This is a genomic window from Chryseobacterium gleum (genome assembly GCF_900636535.1).
In the GTDB taxonomy this organism is placed as follows: domain Bacteria; phylum Bacteroidota; class Bacteroidia; order Flavobacteriales; family Weeksellaceae; genus Chryseobacterium; species Chryseobacterium gleum.
Window position 1 is genome coordinate 31452 of the sequence record NZ_LR134289.1, and the last position, 18087, is coordinate 49538.

General features: G+C 37.2%; 17 protein-coding genes. 11 read left to right on the forward strand and 6 right to left on the reverse strand.

Features of this window, described 5'->3' with window-relative positions; all coding sequences use genetic code 11:
* Positions 1 to 391 precede the first annotated feature (391 nt).
* The 8 genes from EL165_RS00120 (at position 392) to EL165_RS00160 (ending at position 10216) form a co-directional block, all read left to right on the forward strand.
* Positions 392 to 1120: a pirin family protein gene (locus tag EL165_RS00120; protein ID WP_002980427.1), complete on the forward strand. Its 729-nt coding sequence runs from the start codon at positions 392 to 394 to the stop codon at positions 1118 to 1120.
* Between the two features lie 38 nt (positions 1121 to 1158).
* Positions 1159 to 1710 (forward strand): NADPH-dependent FMN reductase, encoded by a 552-nt coding sequence (locus EL165_RS00125; protein WP_002980425.1) that lies wholly within the window; start codon positions 1159 to 1161, stop codon positions 1708 to 1710.
* Between the two features lie 280 nt (positions 1711 to 1990).
* Positions 1991 to 2983: a phosphoribosylformylglycinamidine cyclo-ligase gene (purM, locus tag EL165_RS00130; RefSeq protein ID WP_002980423.1), complete on the forward strand. Its 993-nt coding sequence runs from the start codon at positions 1991 to 1993 to the stop codon at positions 2981 to 2983.
* A gap of 75 nt (positions 2984 to 3058) precedes the next feature.
* On the forward strand, positions 3059 to 3622 hold the full coding sequence (purN, locus tag EL165_RS00135; protein ID WP_002980421.1) for a phosphoribosylglycinamide formyltransferase: 564 nt from the start codon (positions 3059 to 3061) through the stop codon (positions 3620 to 3622).
* Positions 3623 to 3797: 175 nt separating this feature from the next.
* A complete protein-coding gene (gene purH / locus EL165_RS00140) occupies positions 3798 to 5315 on the forward strand; it encodes a bifunctional phosphoribosylaminoimidazolecarboxamide formyltransferase/IMP cyclohydrolase (RefSeq protein ID WP_002980419.1) in 1518 nt (505 codons plus the stop codon).
* 89 nt (positions 5316 to 5404) lie between these two features.
* Positions 5405 to 6643, forward strand: coding sequence for a phosphoribosylamine--glycine ligase (gene purD / locus EL165_RS00145; RefSeq protein WP_002980418.1), 1239 nt, complete (start codon positions 5405 to 5407; stop codon positions 6641 to 6643).
* Positions 6644 to 6836: 193 nt separating this feature from the next.
* Positions 6837 to 8366 (forward strand): glutamine-hydrolyzing GMP synthase, encoded by a 1530-nt coding sequence (gene guaA / locus EL165_RS00150; RefSeq protein WP_002980415.1) that lies wholly within the window; start codon positions 6837 to 6839, stop codon positions 8364 to 8366.
* A gap of 347 nt (positions 8367 to 8713) precedes the next feature.
* Positions 8714 to 10216, forward strand: a complete 1503-nt coding sequence (locus EL165_RS00160; RefSeq protein ID WP_002980411.1) for a carbon-nitrogen hydrolase family protein — start codon at positions 8714 to 8716, stop codon at positions 10214 to 10216.
* A gap of 57 nt (positions 10217 to 10273) precedes the next feature.
* Here EL165_RS00160 and EL165_RS25715 read toward each other — a convergent pair whose 3' ends face one another.
* Positions 10274 to 10447, reverse strand: coding sequence for a hypothetical protein (locus EL165_RS25715; protein WP_002980409.1), 174 nt, complete (start codon positions 10445 to 10447; stop codon positions 10274 to 10276).
* Positions 10448 to 10658: 211 nt separating this feature from the next.
* Between EL165_RS25715 and EL165_RS00165 the strand changes: the two genes are divergently transcribed.
* From EL165_RS00165 to EL165_RS00175, 3 genes are all read left to right on the forward strand, one after another.
* A complete protein-coding gene (locus EL165_RS00165) occupies positions 10659 to 12308 on the forward strand; it encodes an ABC1 kinase family protein (RefSeq protein ID WP_002980407.1) in 1650 nt (549 codons plus the stop codon).
* Between the two features lie 100 nt (positions 12309 to 12408).
* On the forward strand, positions 12409 to 12918 hold the full coding sequence (locus tag EL165_RS00170) for a hypothetical protein (protein ID WP_041461519.1): 510 nt from the start codon (positions 12409 to 12411) through the stop codon (positions 12916 to 12918).
* A 157-nt stretch (positions 12919 to 13075) separates the two neighbouring features.
* A complete protein-coding gene (locus EL165_RS00175; RefSeq protein WP_002980402.1) occupies positions 13076 to 14428 on the forward strand; it encodes a DEAD/DEAH box helicase in 1353 nt (450 codons plus the stop codon).
* 45 nt (positions 14429 to 14473) lie between these two features.
* Here the strand turns inward: EL165_RS00175 and EL165_RS00180 are convergent, their stop codons facing one another.
* From EL165_RS00180 to EL165_RS00200, 5 genes are all read right to left on the reverse strand, one after another.
* Positions 14474 to 14809: a hypothetical protein gene (locus EL165_RS00180; protein ID WP_198418444.1), complete on the reverse strand. Its 336-nt coding sequence runs from the start codon at positions 14807 to 14809 to the stop codon at positions 14474 to 14476.
* A gap of 139 nt (positions 14810 to 14948) precedes the next feature.
* On the reverse strand, positions 14949 to 15605 hold the full coding sequence (locus EL165_RS00185; protein WP_002980398.1) for a GDSL-type esterase/lipase family protein: 657 nt from the start codon (positions 15603 to 15605) through the stop codon (positions 14949 to 14951).
* Positions 15606 to 15670: 65 nt separating this feature from the next.
* A complete protein-coding gene (locus EL165_RS00190; protein ID WP_002980396.1) occupies positions 15671 to 16132 on the reverse strand; it encodes a lipocalin-like domain-containing protein in 462 nt (153 codons plus the stop codon).
* A 213-nt stretch (positions 16133 to 16345) separates the two neighbouring features.
* Positions 16346 to 17509, reverse strand: a complete 1164-nt coding sequence (locus tag EL165_RS00195; RefSeq protein ID WP_002980393.1) for an iron-containing alcohol dehydrogenase — start codon at positions 17507 to 17509, stop codon at positions 16346 to 16348.
* Between the two features lie 125 nt (positions 17510 to 17634).
* Complete coding sequence (locus tag EL165_RS00200; protein ID WP_002980392.1) at positions 17635 to 18042, reverse strand: winged helix-turn-helix transcriptional regulator; 408 nt, start codon at positions 18040 to 18042, stop codon at positions 17635 to 17637.
* Positions 18043 to 18087: the final 45 nt, after the last annotated feature.

Genomic DNA, 18087 nt, shown 5'->3' on the forward strand with positions numbered 1-18087 from the left:
AAACTTTAATTTAAAACTGAAATAGTATAAAGATATTCAATAGGAGCGGGCTTTAGCCCGCTTTCTCTTTTAGCTCCTATCAACTGGCTTTAGCCAAAACTTTACATTCAGAACCTATTAGTTTCCCGCAGATCCTCCAGATAACACAGATATTTGCATTTATACAATTGGTTCAATCCATCAATCTTTATAAAATTTATCACAGATAAAATCCTTGCGCCTTAAAAACATAATTGTGTAGTCCAACTATAAAAGAACCATTTTACTTGCTCCCACAGCATTTTTACTGTTTCGCATTTTTGCTGTTTTACCTCCAAATTTCCTTTCTTAACCTACATCAACTATTTAAACATCTGCATGCCGTACATTTGTATCATAAATAATCACAGAAATGAAAACAGTATATCATAAAGCAGATTCAAGAGGCCATGCCAACCATGGGTGGTTAAATTCTTATCATACATTCAGTTTTGCTAACTATCAAAACAGAGACAGAACACATTTTGGAGTTTTAAGAGTATTAAATGATGACACCGTTTCTCAGGGAATGGGTTTCGGGACACACCCGCACAAGGACATGGAAATTATTTCAATTCCTTTGGAAGGAGATCTTGAGCATAAAGATTCTATGGGAACCACAGCGGTGATCAGAAAAGGAGAAATCCAGGTAATGAGCGCCGGGACCGGTGTTATGCACAGTGAGTACAATAAAAATAAAGATGAAGAAGTAAAATTCCTTCAGATATGGGTTTTCCCGAAAGAGCTTAATGTTGAACCAAGATATGATCAGAAAAGCATTAAAGAAGGAGAAAAAATCAATGGATTCCAACAGATTTTATCACCTAATAAAAATGATGACGGAGTCTGGATTCATCAGGATGCATGGTTTAATCTGGCCAACTTTAAAAAAGGAAATGGTAAAAATTATATTCTCAACAAGAAAGGAAACGGAGTGTATGCATTTGTTCTCAAAGGAAGTGCAAAAATCGGGGACCGTGTTCTGAACGAAAGAGACGGATTGGGAATCTGGGACACTCAGAGCTTTAATATAGAAGCCGTGGAAGACACTGAAGTATTATTAATGGAAGTACCGATGGAACTGCCGTCTTATCTTAAATAAAAAACTAAATTTGTAATCTTAAAAAATAAACCTCACTTATGAAAATTTTAGCAATAGCAGGAAGTAACTCAGAAGTTTCAATGAACAAGCAGTTGGTAGCCTATGCATCAACATTATTTGAAAATGCAGAAGTAGAAGTGATCGATTTAAATCCTTTCGAAATGCCTATCTACAAACATGAAAGAGAACTGGCTAATGGGGTTCCTCAGGAAGCTCATGATTTCGCAGCAAAAATTGACGGAGCTGACGTATTACTGGTTTCTTTGGGAGAGCACAACGGAACATATTCTACAGCATTCAAAAATGTGTTCGACTGGGTATCCAGAATCAAAGACAGAACCGTTTGGAATGAAGTACCAATGCTATTGATGTCTACATCTCCGGGAGGCAGAGGTGGAGCAGGAGTTTTGGAAGCTGCATCAAAACGTTTTCCTTTCCATGGAGGAAATGTGGTGGATACTTTTTCACTTCCTTTCTTCAATGATAACTTTGATAAAGAAACTCAAAAAATATCTAACGAAGAGAAAGTCAATGAATTAAAAGAGAAAATTAAGAAGATTTCGGCTATTGAAACGATCCTTGAAAAATAGAATTTGAATATTCATTTAAAATTACTATTTTTGCAAAAAGAAAAGAGATGAAAATTCAGACCTCCTATAAACAATGTTTTTCTCATAAAGGGAAAGTTGTGGGCTCTGAAATTCTGAGATAAAATAACGGCCGATAATCTGAAAAGATTGTCGGCTTTTTTGTTTTCTAAAATCGAGTATAAAAGTAATTGAAATATTAAAAGATAATAAGATTCCGGAAACTATTACTAGATCAAATAGTATAAGATCTGAAATCTGAAATCTAAAAATCTAAGCAGACATGAGCAACACTTACAAATCAGCAGGAGTAGACAAAGAAGAAGGATACAAAACGGTTGACAAGATCAAAAAAGCGGTCGGTGAAACCCACAATTCCAATGTATTGAACCACTTGGGAAGTTTTGGTGCTTTCTATGAAATCGGCGGATACAAAAATCCGGTTCTTGTATCAGGAACAGATGGAGTAGGGACCAAGCTGAAAGTAGCTTTAGATACCAAAAAATATGATTCTATCGGTGTAGATTGTTTCGCAATGTGTGCAAATGATATTCTTTGCCATGGTGCTAAACCATTATTCTTCTTAGATTATCTGGCTTGTGGAAAGCTTGATTCAGAAATCGCTGCAGAAATTGTTCTGGGAATGGTGGAAGCTTGTAAGGATAATAACTGTGCACTGATTGGTGGGGAAACTGCTGAAATGCCGGGAATGTACCAGCCTGGAGATTATGATGTTGCAGGATTCTGTGTAGGAATCGTAGAAAAAGATCAGATTATTGATGGTTCTACCATTAAGGCTGGTAATAAAATCATTGCATTACCAAGCTCAGGATTTCACTCAAACGGATTCTCTTTAGTAAGAAAAGTATTCCCGAACTTTGAAGAAGAGTTTGAAGGAAAACCATTATATGAAACCCTTTTAGTTCCTACAAGACTATATTATAAAGATATCCATAAAGTATTGGAAGAAGTAAAAGTAAGCGGAATTGCTCACATTACAGGAGGTGGTCTTTACGAAAACGTTCCAAGAATTATTCCTGAAGGTCTTTGCGCATCTATCGACGGATCCAGAATCAGAATTCCTAGTGTAATGCTTGAGCTTGAAAAAAGAGGTGGAGTAACACGTGAGGAAATGTACGGAACATTCAATATGGGGGTAGGGATGATCGTTGTAGTAGATGCTGAACATGCTGAAAAAGTATTACACCTTTTAGATGACGCTTACGAAATCGGAGAAATCACTGAAGGAGCAGAGAAAATAAACTTAACTGTATAAATGTATTAACGTAAAATGTATTCATGATGTTGGAAGTCATTAATACATGAATACCTTTTACATTTTACAAAAAATATGAAGAACATCGTTGTACTCGTATCCGGTTCAGGAACCAATCTGCAAAGGATTATTGATACTATTGACTCAGGAGAAATCCAGAATGCAAAAGTAACATTGGTGGTAGCTGACAGAGAATGTTTCGGACTGGAAAGAGCAAAGAATCACAATATAGAAAATATACTCATTCCGAGAGGAAAGAACTTCAGCAGCGAATTGGCCAAAGTAATCCCCGAAAATACAGACCTTATTGTATTGGCAGGATTCTTATCTATTTTAAAATCTGAATTCTGTGAAAACTGGAATGGTAAAATAATCAATATTCACCCTGCTTTGCTTCCGAAATTCGGAGGAAAGGGAATGTGGGGAATGAACGTTCATAATGCAGTCATTGAAGCCAAAGAAGTAGAGAGTGGGGCAACTGTACATTTTGTAACGCCGGGCATTGATGAGGGAGAAGCTATTCTTCAGAAATCTTTTGAAGTGACAGCAGATGATACTCCTGAAACGCTAGCCCAGAAAGTTCACCAGATTGAATATGAAATTTTCCCGGTAGCGATCAATAAAGTTTTGGGAAACTGATCATGTAGCAATCTAATAATGTACCAGTTTACCAACCATTTATTGTTACATTATTAAACTGATGTATTGTTACATTAATAAAAAGAAATCTAAGTAAAAAATAAAAGTAAGTCCGGAGGTGAAAGACCCGGACACAGTTTGAAATAGCTGTAAAAAGTAAAAAATTGAAAGTAAAATGAGTAAAAAGAGAGTTTTAATCAGTGTTTCTGACAAAAGTGGATTAATAGAATTCGCGCAGTTTTTGGAAGCTCAGAATTATGAGTTGATCTCTACAGGAGGAACGTTCAAACATTTGAAAGACGCTGGTTTAAATCCTATTCAGATTGATGAGGTAACCAATTTCCCTGAAATGCTTGATGGAAGAGTGAAGACTCTGCATCCTAAAGTTCACGGCGGATTATTGGCTGTTCGTAACAACGAAGAGCATATGAAAACCGTTCAGGAGCACGGAATTGGTCTGATTGACATGGTAATCGTAAACCTTTATCCTTTCTTTGAGAATGTAAACAAAGACATTTCTTTACATGAGAAAGTTGAGTTTATCGACATCGGAGGTCCGTCAATGCTTCGTTCTGCCGCTAAAAACTTTGATTCCGTAACAGTAATTACTGATGTTGAGGATTATGCAGCAGTGAAAATTGAAATGGAGCAAAACGGAGATACTTACATTGAAACCCGTAAAAAGCTTGCAGGAAAGGTATTCAACCTTACTTCTGCTTATGACGCAGCCATTTCAAGAATGCTTTTAGATGAAGACTATCCTGCTTATCTGAATGCTTCTTATAAAAAAGTTGCAGACTTAAGATACGGGGAAAATCCTCACCAGACGGCAGCTTACTATGTTTCTACTTTCGAGAACGGAGCCATGAAAGACTTCGAACAGCTTGGAGGTAAAGAACTTTCTTTCAATAATCTTCGTGATATGGACCTTTGCTGGAAAGTAGTAAATGAGTTCAAAGAAGAAATGGCTTGCTGTGCCGTAAAACACTCTACTCCTTGTGGTGTGGCGATCGGGACTTCAGCACTGGAAACATACAAGAAAACATTCGAATGTGATCCGGTTTCCATCTTTGGCGGAATTGTTGCAATGAACTATAAAATTGATGCAGCAACAGCTGAAGAGCTGAACAAAACATTCCTTGAGATTGTAATGGCTCCTGAATTTGATGAAGAAGCTCTTGAAATTTTAAGAAAAAAGAAAAACCTGAGAATCATCAGAATCGTAAACCCTGTTTCAGACAAACAGACATGGGTGAAGGTAGACGGTGGTATTCTTGTTCAGGATAATGATACCCACTTCTCTGACGATATTAAAGTAGTTACTGAAGTGCAGCCAACAGAAGAACAGAAAAAAGCATTACTTTTCTCGCAGAGAGTAGTAAAATATGTGAAGTCAAATGCAATTGTAGTTTCCAACGGAATTCAGGCATTCGGTATCGGTGGCGGACAGGTAAACAGAATCTGGGCAACGCAACAGGCTATTGAAAGAGCTAAAGAAAAATTCTCCGGAGATCTGGTGCTGGCTTCAGATGCATTTTTCCCTTTCCGTGATGTGGTAGACTTCTGCGCTCAGGAAGGTATCAAGGCAATTATTCAGCCAGGTGGAAGTGTAAAAGATCAGGATAGTATAGAAGCAGCCAATGAGCACAAAATCCCGATGATGTTTACAGGTGTCAGACACTTTTTCCACTAATTAAAATAGAATTAAAAAATAATCAGGGATTGTATTTTTAGCATTCAAAATTATATATTTGTAAATTAAGACTAGATAATAAATAAAGTATGAGAATATTAATCATAGGTGAAGGCGGTAGAGAATCTGCTTTAGCGGCAAAGCTTCAGAATGACCCGAGAATTTCTAAAATGTTTTTTGCCAACGGGAATGCTACTACCGATGTAATAGGGAAAAATGTTCATTTATCAGAAATCAAAGAACTTAGAGATTTCGCCATTAAAGAAAAGATTGATCTTACGATCGTAGGTCCTGAGGCACCGCTTGTAGCAGGTATCAAGGACGAGTTTAAAAAGCACGATCTTAAAGTTTTCGGTCCTACTCAGAAAGTGGCAAGCCTTGAAGGAAGTAAAGCTTTCTCTAAGAAATTTATGCAGACCTATGATATCAAAACAGCTAAAGCTGTGGTATTTGATTCATATAACGAAGCGATAGAATATGTAAAGACACAGCAGTATCCTTTAGTAGTTAAAGCAAGTGGTTTAGCTGGAGGAAAAGGTGTTGTTATTTGTGATACCCTTGAAGAAGCTGAAGCTACGATTCATGATTTTATGATCAGAAGAATCTATGGAGATGCAGGTATCCGTTTAGTTATCGAAGAATATTTACAAGGTTTTGAAGCGTCTATTATTGCGTTCTCTAATGGTGAAAAACTATTCCCATGTGTAGCAGCAAAAGACTATAAAAAAGCTGGAAATGGTGACACAGGACCTAATACAGGAGGTATGGGATCAGTAGCACCAAGTCCGGAATTTACTCAGGAACATTATGCAGATTTTGAAAAAAATATCTTAGAGCCTACTGTAAAAGGACTGAAAGCTGAAGGTTTCGGATTTAAAGGGATCATCTTCTTCGGATTGATGGTAACGAAAAACGGAGCTTACCTTCTTGAGTATAACATGAGATTCGGAGATCCTGAAACACAGGTATTGATGGCTCTTTTGGAAAACAATCTTTTGGATGTGATCCAGGACTGTATGGATGGTAAAGACATCGAGCTTAAATTCAAAGACGAAAAAGCTGTTTGTCTGGTAATGTGCTCAGGAGGATATCCTAGAAACATCGAAACAGGCTTCGAAATCACAGGAGAAGATAAGTTGAAGCATAGTAAACTATTATATGCAGGTGCCATCAGCAAAGGTGATAAAGTGGTTTCCAATGGTGGTAGAGTACTGAACATTGTGGCTACAGGAGCTACCTATGAAGATGCCCGCAAAAAAGTATACGAAGACGCAGCTCATGTACATTTCGATTACGGCTTCTACAGAGAAGACATCGGAAAGTTTTAATAAAAATCACGAAAAAAGATTTGGAGTCATTCCAAGTCTTTTTTTGTAAAACAGTTAATAATTAGAAGTTAGAAGCTACAGGTTAGACGTGAGTTGGATAAAGGTTAATTTGGAGTAATCTCCAAACCATCAGTCATAAGCGAGCCGCCATAAGCTCTATCATTTATCAATCATCATTTATCAATTATCAAAAATGAACAACGGTATTATTATTTTAGATTTCGGATCCCAGTACAACCAGCTTATCGGAAGAAGAATCCGTGAGATGGGCGTATACTCTGAGATCTTACCTTACAATACACCATTACAAGATATTTTAGCAAAACAGCCAAAAGGAATCATCCTTTCCGGTGGACCAAGCTCTGTGAATGCAGAAAATGCCCACCTGGTTGAAAAAGAATTATATGAGCAGGGAGTTCCTGTATTGGGAATCTGCTACGGAATGCAGATGACTGCCCACCTTTTGGGAGGAAAAGTAAACAAAGGAGAAAAAGGAGAATATGGTAAGGCAAACTTAGAGATCGTTAAAGAAAGCTCTTTATTGAAAGGAGTAACTCAGAATTCTGTAGTCTGGATGAGCCACTTTGATGAGGTAGGAGAGTTACCTGCAGGTTTTGAATTAAACGCAAAATCAGGTGTCATTGCTTCGATCTCTAATGAAGACAAAAAAATATTCTGTGTTCAGTTCCACCCGGAAGTTTCTCATACAGAAGAAGGAGGAAAAATGCTTGAAAACTTTGTATTTGGAATCTGTAATTCAGAGAAAAACTGGAAACTGACCAACTATATTGACAGAACCGTTGAAGAAATCCGTGAGAAAGTAGGAGGCAATAAAGTAATCCTTGGTCTTTCAGGAGGAGTAGACTCTTCTGTAGCGGCTGTTTTGATCCACAAAGCCATCGGAGATCAGTTGACTTGTATCTTCGTAGATACGGGATTATTGAGAAAAGATGAAGGCAAAAAAGTAATGGATCAGTATGGAGAACATTTCCATATGAACATTAAAATGGTGGATGCTAAAGAAAGATTCCTTTCAAAGCTAGCTGGAGTAGATGATCCTGAAGCGAAGAGAAAAATCATCGGAAACGAATTTATCCACGTATTTGACGAAGAATCTCACAAAATTGAAGGCGCTAAATTCTTAGCTCAGGGAACCATTTATCCTGACGTTATCGAAAGCCAGTCTGTCAACGGACCGTCTGCAGTGATCAAGTCTCACCACAACGTTGGCGGACTTCCTGAAGATATGGAATTCGAATTATTAGAGCCGCTAAGAGAACTTTTCAAAGACGAGGTAAGAAAAGTAGGAGAAGAATTAGGAATTCCTCACCACCTGGTATACAGACATCCTTTCCCAGGTCCCGGATTAGGAATCAGAGTATTGGGAGCTGTAGATGCTGAAAAAGTTAGAATCCTTCAGGAAGCTGACGATATCTTCATCGAAGAACTATACAAAAATGATCTTTACGAGAAAGTATCTCAGGCATTTGTTGTACTTCTTCCTGTAAAATCTGTAGGGGTAATGGGTGACGAAAGAACTTACGAATACACAGCTGTAGTTCGTTCTGCCAATACGATCGACTTTATGACGGCAACATGGAGCAGACTTCCTTATGAGTTCCTTGATACTGTTTCCAGCAGAATCATCAACGAAGTAAGAGGAATCAACAGAGTAGCTTACGATATTTCAAGCAAACCACCTGCAACTATTGAGTGGGAATAATTTTGACTTGAATTTAGATATAAATCCTGCCCTTTTGGGTGGGATTTTTTATTTATATCGGAGAATTATTTCTAAAAATTTTAAAGCTTCTGTTCCAAGTTTTGCTTTCTGCAAACAAGAACGATGAGCTCCTTCATCATTAAATAAGTAAAATTGATGATTCTTGTCCGAGGTGAAAGGAGGAAATAAAACTATATCCTGTCCTTTATCTAAAGTTTTTTTACAAACGGGACATTCGCTTTGATTCAGAAAAATTATTGCCATTCCGAATTAATGTTTGGTTAATGTTTTGATAGGTAATATCCTATTAAAGCAAATTTCATTAAATTTAAGTAAAATTACATCAAATGCAAATAGAAACAAGAAACCTGACCCTTCAGGATTATAATGAGCTGGCGGAAACGATGAAAAGGGCCTATCCGCAAATGTCGGAATCTATCTGGTCCAGAAAAAGTATTGATAAACTCACAAAAATATTCCCCAACGGACAAATTTGTATCACGGTTGATGGGAAGCTGGCCGCTGTAGCACTTTCCATTATTGTCAATTATGAAGAATTCGGGGATGATCATACCTATAGCGATATTACGGGAAACTATACCTTCAATACCCATTCATCCACAGGAAATGTTCTGTATGGAATAGAAGTTTTCGTAGACCCGGAGTTCCGTGAGCTGCGGTTGGGAAGAAGGCTGTATGACGCACGAAAAGAACTTTGCGAACAGTTAAACTTAAAATCTATCATTCTTGGTGGAAGAATCCCGAGCTATCACAAATATAGTCACGAGCTTTCTCCCAGGGAATACATACGGAAAGTGAGAGATAAGGAAATCTATGATCCAGTACTGTCTTTCCAGCTTTCCAACAATTTTTTGCCGATCAGGGTACTGAAAAAATACCTTCCGGAAGATGAAGCCTCCAGAGAAAATGCGGTGCTTTTGCAATGGAACAATATCTATTACAGCAAAAGACCGAATACCATGCAGGACAGTATCATCCGTCTTGGGTTGGTACAGTGGCAGATGAGGCATTTCAAAGATATAGATGCCTTTTATGAACAGGTAGAATTCTTCGTGAATGTGATGGGAGATTACAAATCAGATTTTGTGCTGTTCCCGGAACTGTTCAACACCCCTTTGCTGGCCCCTTTCAACAACCTTTCGGAAAGAGACAGTATGATAGAGCTGGCGAAACTTACCGAACAGATCAAGAATAAAATTTCTGAGCTGGCAATCAGCTACAATGTGAATATAATTTCCGGAAGCATGCCTGTCTTTGAAAACAATGAACTGTATAATGTGAGCTACCTTCTTCATCGTGACGGACGTATGGATGAATACAGGAAAATCCATATTACCCCGAATGAAAAGAGATATTATGGGATGAAAGGAGGAAATGAAATCAAAGTCTTTGATACCGATTGTGGTAAAATAGGTCTTGTAATCTGCTATGACGTAGAATTCCCGGAATTACCGAGAATTTTAGCCGATCAGGGGATGAAAATCCTGTTTGTTCCTTATCTGACCGATACTCAGAATGCCTATATGAGAGTGCGTCACTGTGCCGCTGCAAGAGCCATAGAAAATGAATGTTATGTTGCGATTGCCGGATGTGTAGGTAATCTTCCTAAAGTAAACAATATGGATATTCAGTTCGGCCAGGCTGCCGTATTTACTCCTTCTGATTTTGCTTTCCCATCCAATGCAGTAAAAGGAGAAGCTACACCCAATACAGAAATGACCCTGATTGTTGATGTAGACCTGAACTTATTAAAAGATCTTCATCACAACGGTTCTGTGCAGGTAATGAAAGACCGCCGGAAAGATCTGTATGAGACCTATCTTAAATAATAAAACAGAATGCAATTGCATTCTGTTTTTATTTTTACCTAAAATTTTTAAAATACATTAAACGTACTGAGGGCAAACTACCGCAGGACAAATCAGTCTTGGGCATCTTGGTCTTCCATCAGTAGGACAGCACTCGTTAGAACAGTTTGGAATAATGATACCACTAAGGCCGCTTCCTGCGATTCCTTTTAATTGCTCTCTTGAAAGTTTGTTGTTACGTAAATTTTTCATGTTTTAATACTTTAGTTTGTTAATTTGTACGTTGTAAATATATTAATTTTTACAATATATGATATGTTTTTATTGATATTGATGTATTTTATTCTTTAAAATACTGATTATGTGTTATTATTTTTAAATTTTTATCCTGCAATATGGTTATAATAATTCTTTTCATAAAGGAACAATTTTTGGATTACATTGCACCTACTATTAATACACTATGTTTGACAAGCCACAAAGAAAACTGAAAAGATCCGCGAGACTGATTTCTGTATTGAGTAAATATGGATTTAAAGATATGCTGGCAAGAATGAACGGAGGAAATAAGCAGGAAGACATTTCAGGCAGTTCGGATGAAATTATTTCAAAAGGAACCGTTTATGAAAGAATAAGGCTGGCTCTTGAGGAGCTGGGACCTACTTTTGTGAAACTCGGTCAGACATTCAGTAACAGGGAAGATTTATTGCCACCAGAAATGATTCAGGAGCTGCAGAAACTCCAGGACAAAGTGGAAACAGTAGATATGAATGTAGAGGAAGCACTGGAAAGTGAGTTTAATATTTCCGTTAAGGATTATTTCCGCGAAATCCAGAAGGAACCTTTGGCTACAGCTTCCATTGCCCAAGTCTATAAAGGTATTTTACTTGATGGCAGCCCGGTGATATTAAAATTAAGAAAGCCTGATGTGCAGTCTGTTATTGAAGATGATTTGCTTTTGATCAAAGACATTGAAAAGCTGATATCAGCCTATTCGGAAATCGGGGAAAAGCTGAATCTGAAGCAAGCCATTTCTACTTTTGAAAAGTCTTTATTGGAAGAAGTTTCTCTCATCAATGAAAAGAACAATATCCAGCAGTTCCGGCTTAATTTTAAAAATAATAAAGAAACCTATGTTCCTAAAGTGTACGAAGAATTTTCCAACAACAATATTCTTTGTATGGAATTTATTGATGGGATAAAAGTTACCGATAAATCAGTTCTTCTGGCCAATAATATTGATCCTGTAAAAGTTTCTGAAGCAGGCTTAAGGTTGTTTGTATCACAGATTTTGGATTATGGATTCTTTCATGCTGATCCTCACGCCGGGAATATTCTGGTAAAAAAAGATGGTAAAATCGTTTTCATTGATTTTGGTGCAGTAGGGAAAATTCAGCCGAATGATAAAGAAATTCTTGAAAATCTGATCGTCAGTTTTGTGGCCAAAAATTCCCATAAAATAGTCCGTTCACTCAAGAAAATGGCCATAAGCTATGAAATCCCTGATGAAAGAAGGTTTGAAAATGATGTGGAAGATATTCTGAATTTTGTTCACAGTTCGTCATTACAGGATATCAATGTTCAGGTAATCATCAACAAAATGAAGGATATTCTGAAAGACAACAGGCTTTATATGCCGGATTATTTCTATCTTTTATTCAAAGGAATCAGCTTGATAGAAGGAGTTGGCAGAAGTATTAATCCTGATCTCGATATTGTTAAAAGCCTTCATCCTTATACCAAAAAGATTTTCACCAAAAAAATCAGTCCGAAGAACCTTTTAAAAACAGGAATGGACCGGATGATGAATTTCACTGATAATGTAGATGAAATCCCGAAAGAACTGCGTTCTGTTCTTCAAAAACTGGATGAAAATAAATTTACCGTTTCCAGCGAGATAAAAAATATTGAAAAAACCAACCAACTGATCAAATCCAGTGTGGTAAATCTGATTCTGGCGATGGTTCTGGGTGCCAATATCATTGCAACGGCAATCGTTTTTTCTTCTGAATCCGGCCCGAGAATAGGAGAGCTCTCTCTGGTAGCGGTTTTGGGCTTTATCTTCTCAATCCTTTTGGTTATAATTTTACTGCTGAGAGTAACCAGAAAATAAAAAGGAAGTTGAATTTGAATCCGAAGAATGTTTAAACCCTAATCCCGCGCACCTCGCAACCCGTAACTCGAATCCCAAAACCGTATTTAAACTAAAAACAATGAAAACACTTATTATAACATCCATCACCTTATTCAGCTCACTTTGTATGGCTCAACAAGGAAATGAAGAAAAACTTCAGGGAGATTTTGACGGAAACGGAGCCAAAGAATACGCTTATACAAAAGTCACCGACTGTGGTGAGGAATGTGAAGGAAAATGTGAAACAACCATTTATTTCAGTGATAAAAATATACAATCGATAAAAATTGCACCAGCGAATCAGGGAAGTCTCTATAATCTTGGTGACCTTAACGGTGACGGAAAAGATGAAATCGGCTTTTATCCGGATTGGTGTACCAGCTGCTGGCATCCGTTCTATGTATATACTTTAAGTAAAACGGGCTGGAAGCCATTATTACCGTCTATTTCTACCCATTGTAATCAGTGGGAAGAAGATCGGTTTCCTATCAGAAAAGATCCGAACAGAAAAGGTTATGTCATTGTTACCTCAAGCAAATGGATAGATGATGATATTAAAATTATCAGTGAAAGTGTTAAGGTGAATTGAGTAAAATAGCTGGAGGCTGGAAGAGGGAAGGAAATGACCTGTGTTAATACATTTATCGGTTTCATTGTACATTCAAAAAATTAAAGAACGTTTGATAATCTTCCAGCTTCAGGCTTCGTGCTTCCATACTACAAAATTAAATACCTATCTTTGCAAAATGGAAAAACTCACTTTTGCAGATTTTGACCTGCCGGTTAAAATTCTTGATGTTTTAGCGGATCTGGAATTATTTGAACCTACCCCGATTCAGGAGAAGAGCTTAAAACCTATTCTCTCAGGAAGAGATGTAATGGGAATTGCGCAGACCGGAACCGGAAAAACATTAGCCTATCTTTTACCCGTTCTGAAAACATGGAAATACAGCAAAACAGGAAATCCAACTGTTTTGGTGCTGGTTCCTACAAGAGAATTGGTGGTGCAGGTAACTGAAATTCTTGAGAAGCTTACAGAAAATATTACGGCAAGAGTAATTGGAGTTTACGGTGGAAAGAATATCAATACTCAAAAATTACTGTTCAATGACGGTTGTGATATTCTGGTAGGAACACCAGGTAGAGTGATGGACCTTTCCATAGATAATGCTATTTCTCTGAAAGAAGTTCAGAAGCTGATCATTGACGAGTTTGATGAAATGCTTAACTTAGGTTTCAGACCACAGCTGACCCACATTTTTGAAATGATGAAAGAGAAGAGACAGAATATTCTTTTCTCTGCAACCATGACAGAAGCGGTAGATGAAATGCTGGATGTCTATTTTGCCAATCCGGTAGAGATTTCATTGGCTAAATCAGGAACGCCGCTTGAAAAAATTGAACAGATCGGGTACAAGGTTGAAAACTTTAATACCAAAATCAATTTGCTTGAATATTTGTTGAAGAACGATGCAGATATGTCCAAGGTATTGATTTTTAACAACAATAAAAAGCATGCTGATTTGCTCTTTACTAAAATTGATGAGCTTTTCCCTGAACAGTTTGACGTGATCCATTCTAACAAATCGCAGAACTACAGGTTGAAAGCGATGAAAAGGTTCGAAAATGAAGAGATCAGAGGTCTGATTACTACGGACGTAATGGCAAGAGGTCTTGATATTTCCAATATTACCCATGTTATCAATTTTGAAACACCTGATATTCCTGAGCAGTATATCCACAGGATCGGTAGAACCGGTAGAGCGGATAAAGAAGGAAAGGCTTTGGTTTTTGTAACTAAAAAAGAAGAACCTTTGATTCTTGATATTGAGCTGTTAATGGATAAGGAATTGAAATTTAATGAATTCCCGGAAGGCGTTAAGATTAATCCTAACAAAATAGCTTCTGAAAAAGATGAAGTGGTGATGAAGAATCCTGCACAGGTAAAACTGAATGAAGGGGGAGGAGCATTCCATGAGAAGAAAGCTAAAAACACTAAAGAGAACTGGGGTGGACCTTCCAAAAGAAAGGCGCCTAAAAAGTTTGGAGCGAACAGAGCTCAGCAGAAAGCAAAATCTAAATCAAAAAGAAAGAAATAAAATAAAAAAACGATTCCTGAAAATTGGAATCGTTTTTTTATGATTTTAATTATCTTCATCATCTTCATCCAAAAAGTCCAGTTCGTCGTCTCTTTGAACATAATCAGGTGATATACCGGGAGGATTGAATAGTCCCCACTCATCAACAATATAATGCTTTGGATTAAATCCGGCAACCCAGCCAATAAATAAAAGACGAAAGTCTTCTATCTGGTTGCGGATAATCTTATAATATTTGGCATCAGAAAATCCTAAAAATTCAAGCTGATGACCACTCACCATCATCTCACGTGCTGCTTTTCGGATTATTGCTGCATTTTCCATTTTAATATCATACAGCTTCACGGCTTCAGCACCTGAAATTTTAGCCTGAATTACCATTATATCTTCTAATAAATTAGATTTTAGATGTTGGAGGTAATCATTCATTATCGTCAGGAAAGAGATCTGTAATAATCCGCAATGTTTTGTAGATCTCTTCAGCCTTTTTATAAATAGGTAAATTCCGATGTTCTTTCATTTATTTCAAATAAGGAGTAATCACTTTAGCCCAGATCTTATATCCTTCCGGCTTAAAGTGAAGCATATCTTCCACAAAAATATCTTTTCTTACATTTCCGTTAGCATCTTCCATGGCTTTTGTAATGTCAATGAATTCAGCATTAGGTTGCTTTTTCATAAAAGCAGCGATCTTTTTGTTGGCAACTTTCATTTGAGGCCAGATCACTTCTCTGCTCGGCGAATACTTGATTGAGATATAATCTACTTCAATATCAGGAAATCTTTCACGTATTTTTTTGTAGAAAGCTTTAAATCGGTCTACAACCACTTTTGCTTTCAGCTGATGATTGTCTGCAAAATCATTTTCCCCACAATAAATAACAATCTGCTTAGGCTGATAAGGTGCTAAAAGATCATCAGCAAAATAATTGAGGTCAGTAAGTCTGGAACCTCCAAATCCTCTATTAATAATTGTTTTGCCGGGAAAATAATCTGCTACATCAGTCCATTTGGTAAAAGAGGAGCTTCCGATGAAAAGAATGGCATCTTTTGGGGGCGGGTTTTGCTGGTCCTGCTTTTTAAACTCCTGGATGTCCTGCCAGTACATCGGTTTTTTCTCCTGAGAAAAAGCAATAGCAAAATACAGCAATAAGAATGCTGATAGAATCTTCTTCATTATATTCAGTTTTAAATTAAGATATAAAAATAATAAAAAACTCCCGATTAGCGGGAGTCTATGATTTATCTTTTGTAAGTAACGTAAGCAACTTCAGGAATTTTGTCTCCATCCATATCAAAGTTTCCGAATTGCTGGGCAAGCCTTAGTTCTTTGCTTGTCAGAACATCCACTCTGTAGTCAGCTGTTCCTTCATCACCAAGCTTAATACCCAGAATTTTTGTGTCTGCATCATAAGTGTACCTTCCTTCACTTTTCTGATCCATCTGACAATCTGCTCCTGTTCCCGTATATGCCGTATAGCTTACGTAATAATCCGTTCTCAGGAAAAGTGTGTTTTTGGCTGCGCATCCGGTATTCGGATAGGAAAAAAGTACTGTTTTATTATCTTTTCCTGAAATTATTTCCTTTTTTACTTCCTTCCAGTCTCCCTTCATAATCTCCATATCGTAAGCTTCCAGGTTGTCATCTTTACAAGAAGTAAGTGCAAGGGCAGAAAAGGTAAATAAAAGTAGTTGTTTTTTCATTTTCACAAATTTAAGAATATGCTAAAATATAAATAAATTTGAAATATCTGTAATGAAATAATGATTTTTTAAACAAATGTTTGTAAATTAAATAATTTTATAGAGGTTGAAATGCGGGATGCGGGTTTCGGGTTATCTATTTTCACTTTGAAAGTGAATATGAATTAAAATAAATGTTATCCTCCAGTCCCGAATCCGGCACCCCGAATTCTTTTAATAGCTCATCTCCACAATCTTATAAGCGTCTTGCGGAGTCAGTTTTTTATACTCACCAAGACCCAGCCAGTTTCTGTCTGTAAAAGCTTTTTCAACCTTTTCGGCTGTTCCTTTAAAGTCATCCGTGTATTCAGAAAGTCTGGTTTTGATATGAAGGCTGTGGAAGAATTTTTCCAGTTTTTTGATACCCAATTCTGCTTTTTCTTCTACACTTCCATCTTTGATTCCCCAAACCCTTTCTGCATACTGAGCCAGTTTTCCTTTTTTATCTTCAAAGTTATAACGGTAATGCGACGGAGCAATAATAGCCAGTGTTCTGGCGTGGTCAATACCAAAATAAGCTGTCAGTTCGTGACCCATTGCATGCACCGCCCAGTCGGTAATCACTCCTTTCTGGATCAGTCCGTTCAAGGCCATTGTACAGCACCACATAAAGTTTCCGGCAGCATCGTAGTTGAAATCATCAGCCAATACTTTAGGAGCCGTTTCCTGAAGGCTGATCAGAATACTTTCTGCAATTCTTTCCTGAAGGTCAGCCGAAGAAGGAGCCGTCATATATTGTTCCAGAACGTGAGTGTAGGCATCTGTAATTCCATTCACAATCTGATTTTTTGGGATAGATCTGATCACTTCCGGGTCCAGTACAGAAAACTGCGGGAAAAGTCCCGGTCCTCCTGAAGACAGTTTTTCATTGGTTTCTCTTCTTGAGATCACATATCCGGAATTCATCTCAGAACCGGTTGCCGGAAGAGTTAAGATACTTCCGAATGGCATTCCTTCACCTTCAAAAGTCCGTACAGATTTTCTCAGAATATCCCATGGTTCGCCATCATAATTGGCAGCTGCAGAAAGGAATTTCGTTCCGTCAATCACAGATCCTCCACCTACTGCAAGAAGGTAAGTGATGTTTTTTTCTTTAATAAAGCTTAACGCATTCATCAGTACTTCATACTCCGGATTGGCCGGCACTCCGCCGAATTCGTACACTTCATGGTCTGTCAAAGCTTCTTTTACCTGGTCGTATACACCATTGTTTTTGATGCTTCCACCACCGTAAATCATTAAGATTCTTGCGTCTTTAGGAATTTCTTTGGAAATTTTCGCGATTTCGCCTTTTCCGAAAAGTATTTTTGTTGGGTTTTTAAACTCGAAATTAAGCATTGTTCTAAATTTATTTTAAGTCAAATGTACGGAATGAAAAAGGAAAAGAGAGTTAATGAAATTTTAAAATTGCTATCACTCATTTTTATGAAAGCTATTATTTTTTTTTATTTTTGAAGATTATATTAAACTTCTGATGAAAGATAAGCTTTTGCTCTCTTTATAAAACCTTCCTTATCCTTTTTAATATCCTCAATAAGCTTTTTACGGTCATCAGGAATAGTCAAATACTGATCTCCCCAAAGATTAATTTCTACAATTACGGGAATAAGATCTATTCCTTTCTGAGTCAGAAAATACAGAATCTTCAACTTACTGTCCGGATGATCTTTTTTATCAATAATGCCATTATCCAGTAGATTCTGAAGCTTAGATGCCAGGATATTGGTCGCTATTTTTTCGTCTGCTTTCAGAAAGTCACCATAGGTACATTCCTTTTTCAGCATAAGATCTCTTATAATAAGCAGTGACCACTTATCGCCCCACATTTCCAGTGAACAGCTAATGGGGCAGTCTGATCTTTTTTTACTCATTTTGTTAATTTTAAAAATAATACTTGCAAAATGAAAGTGTTTGTT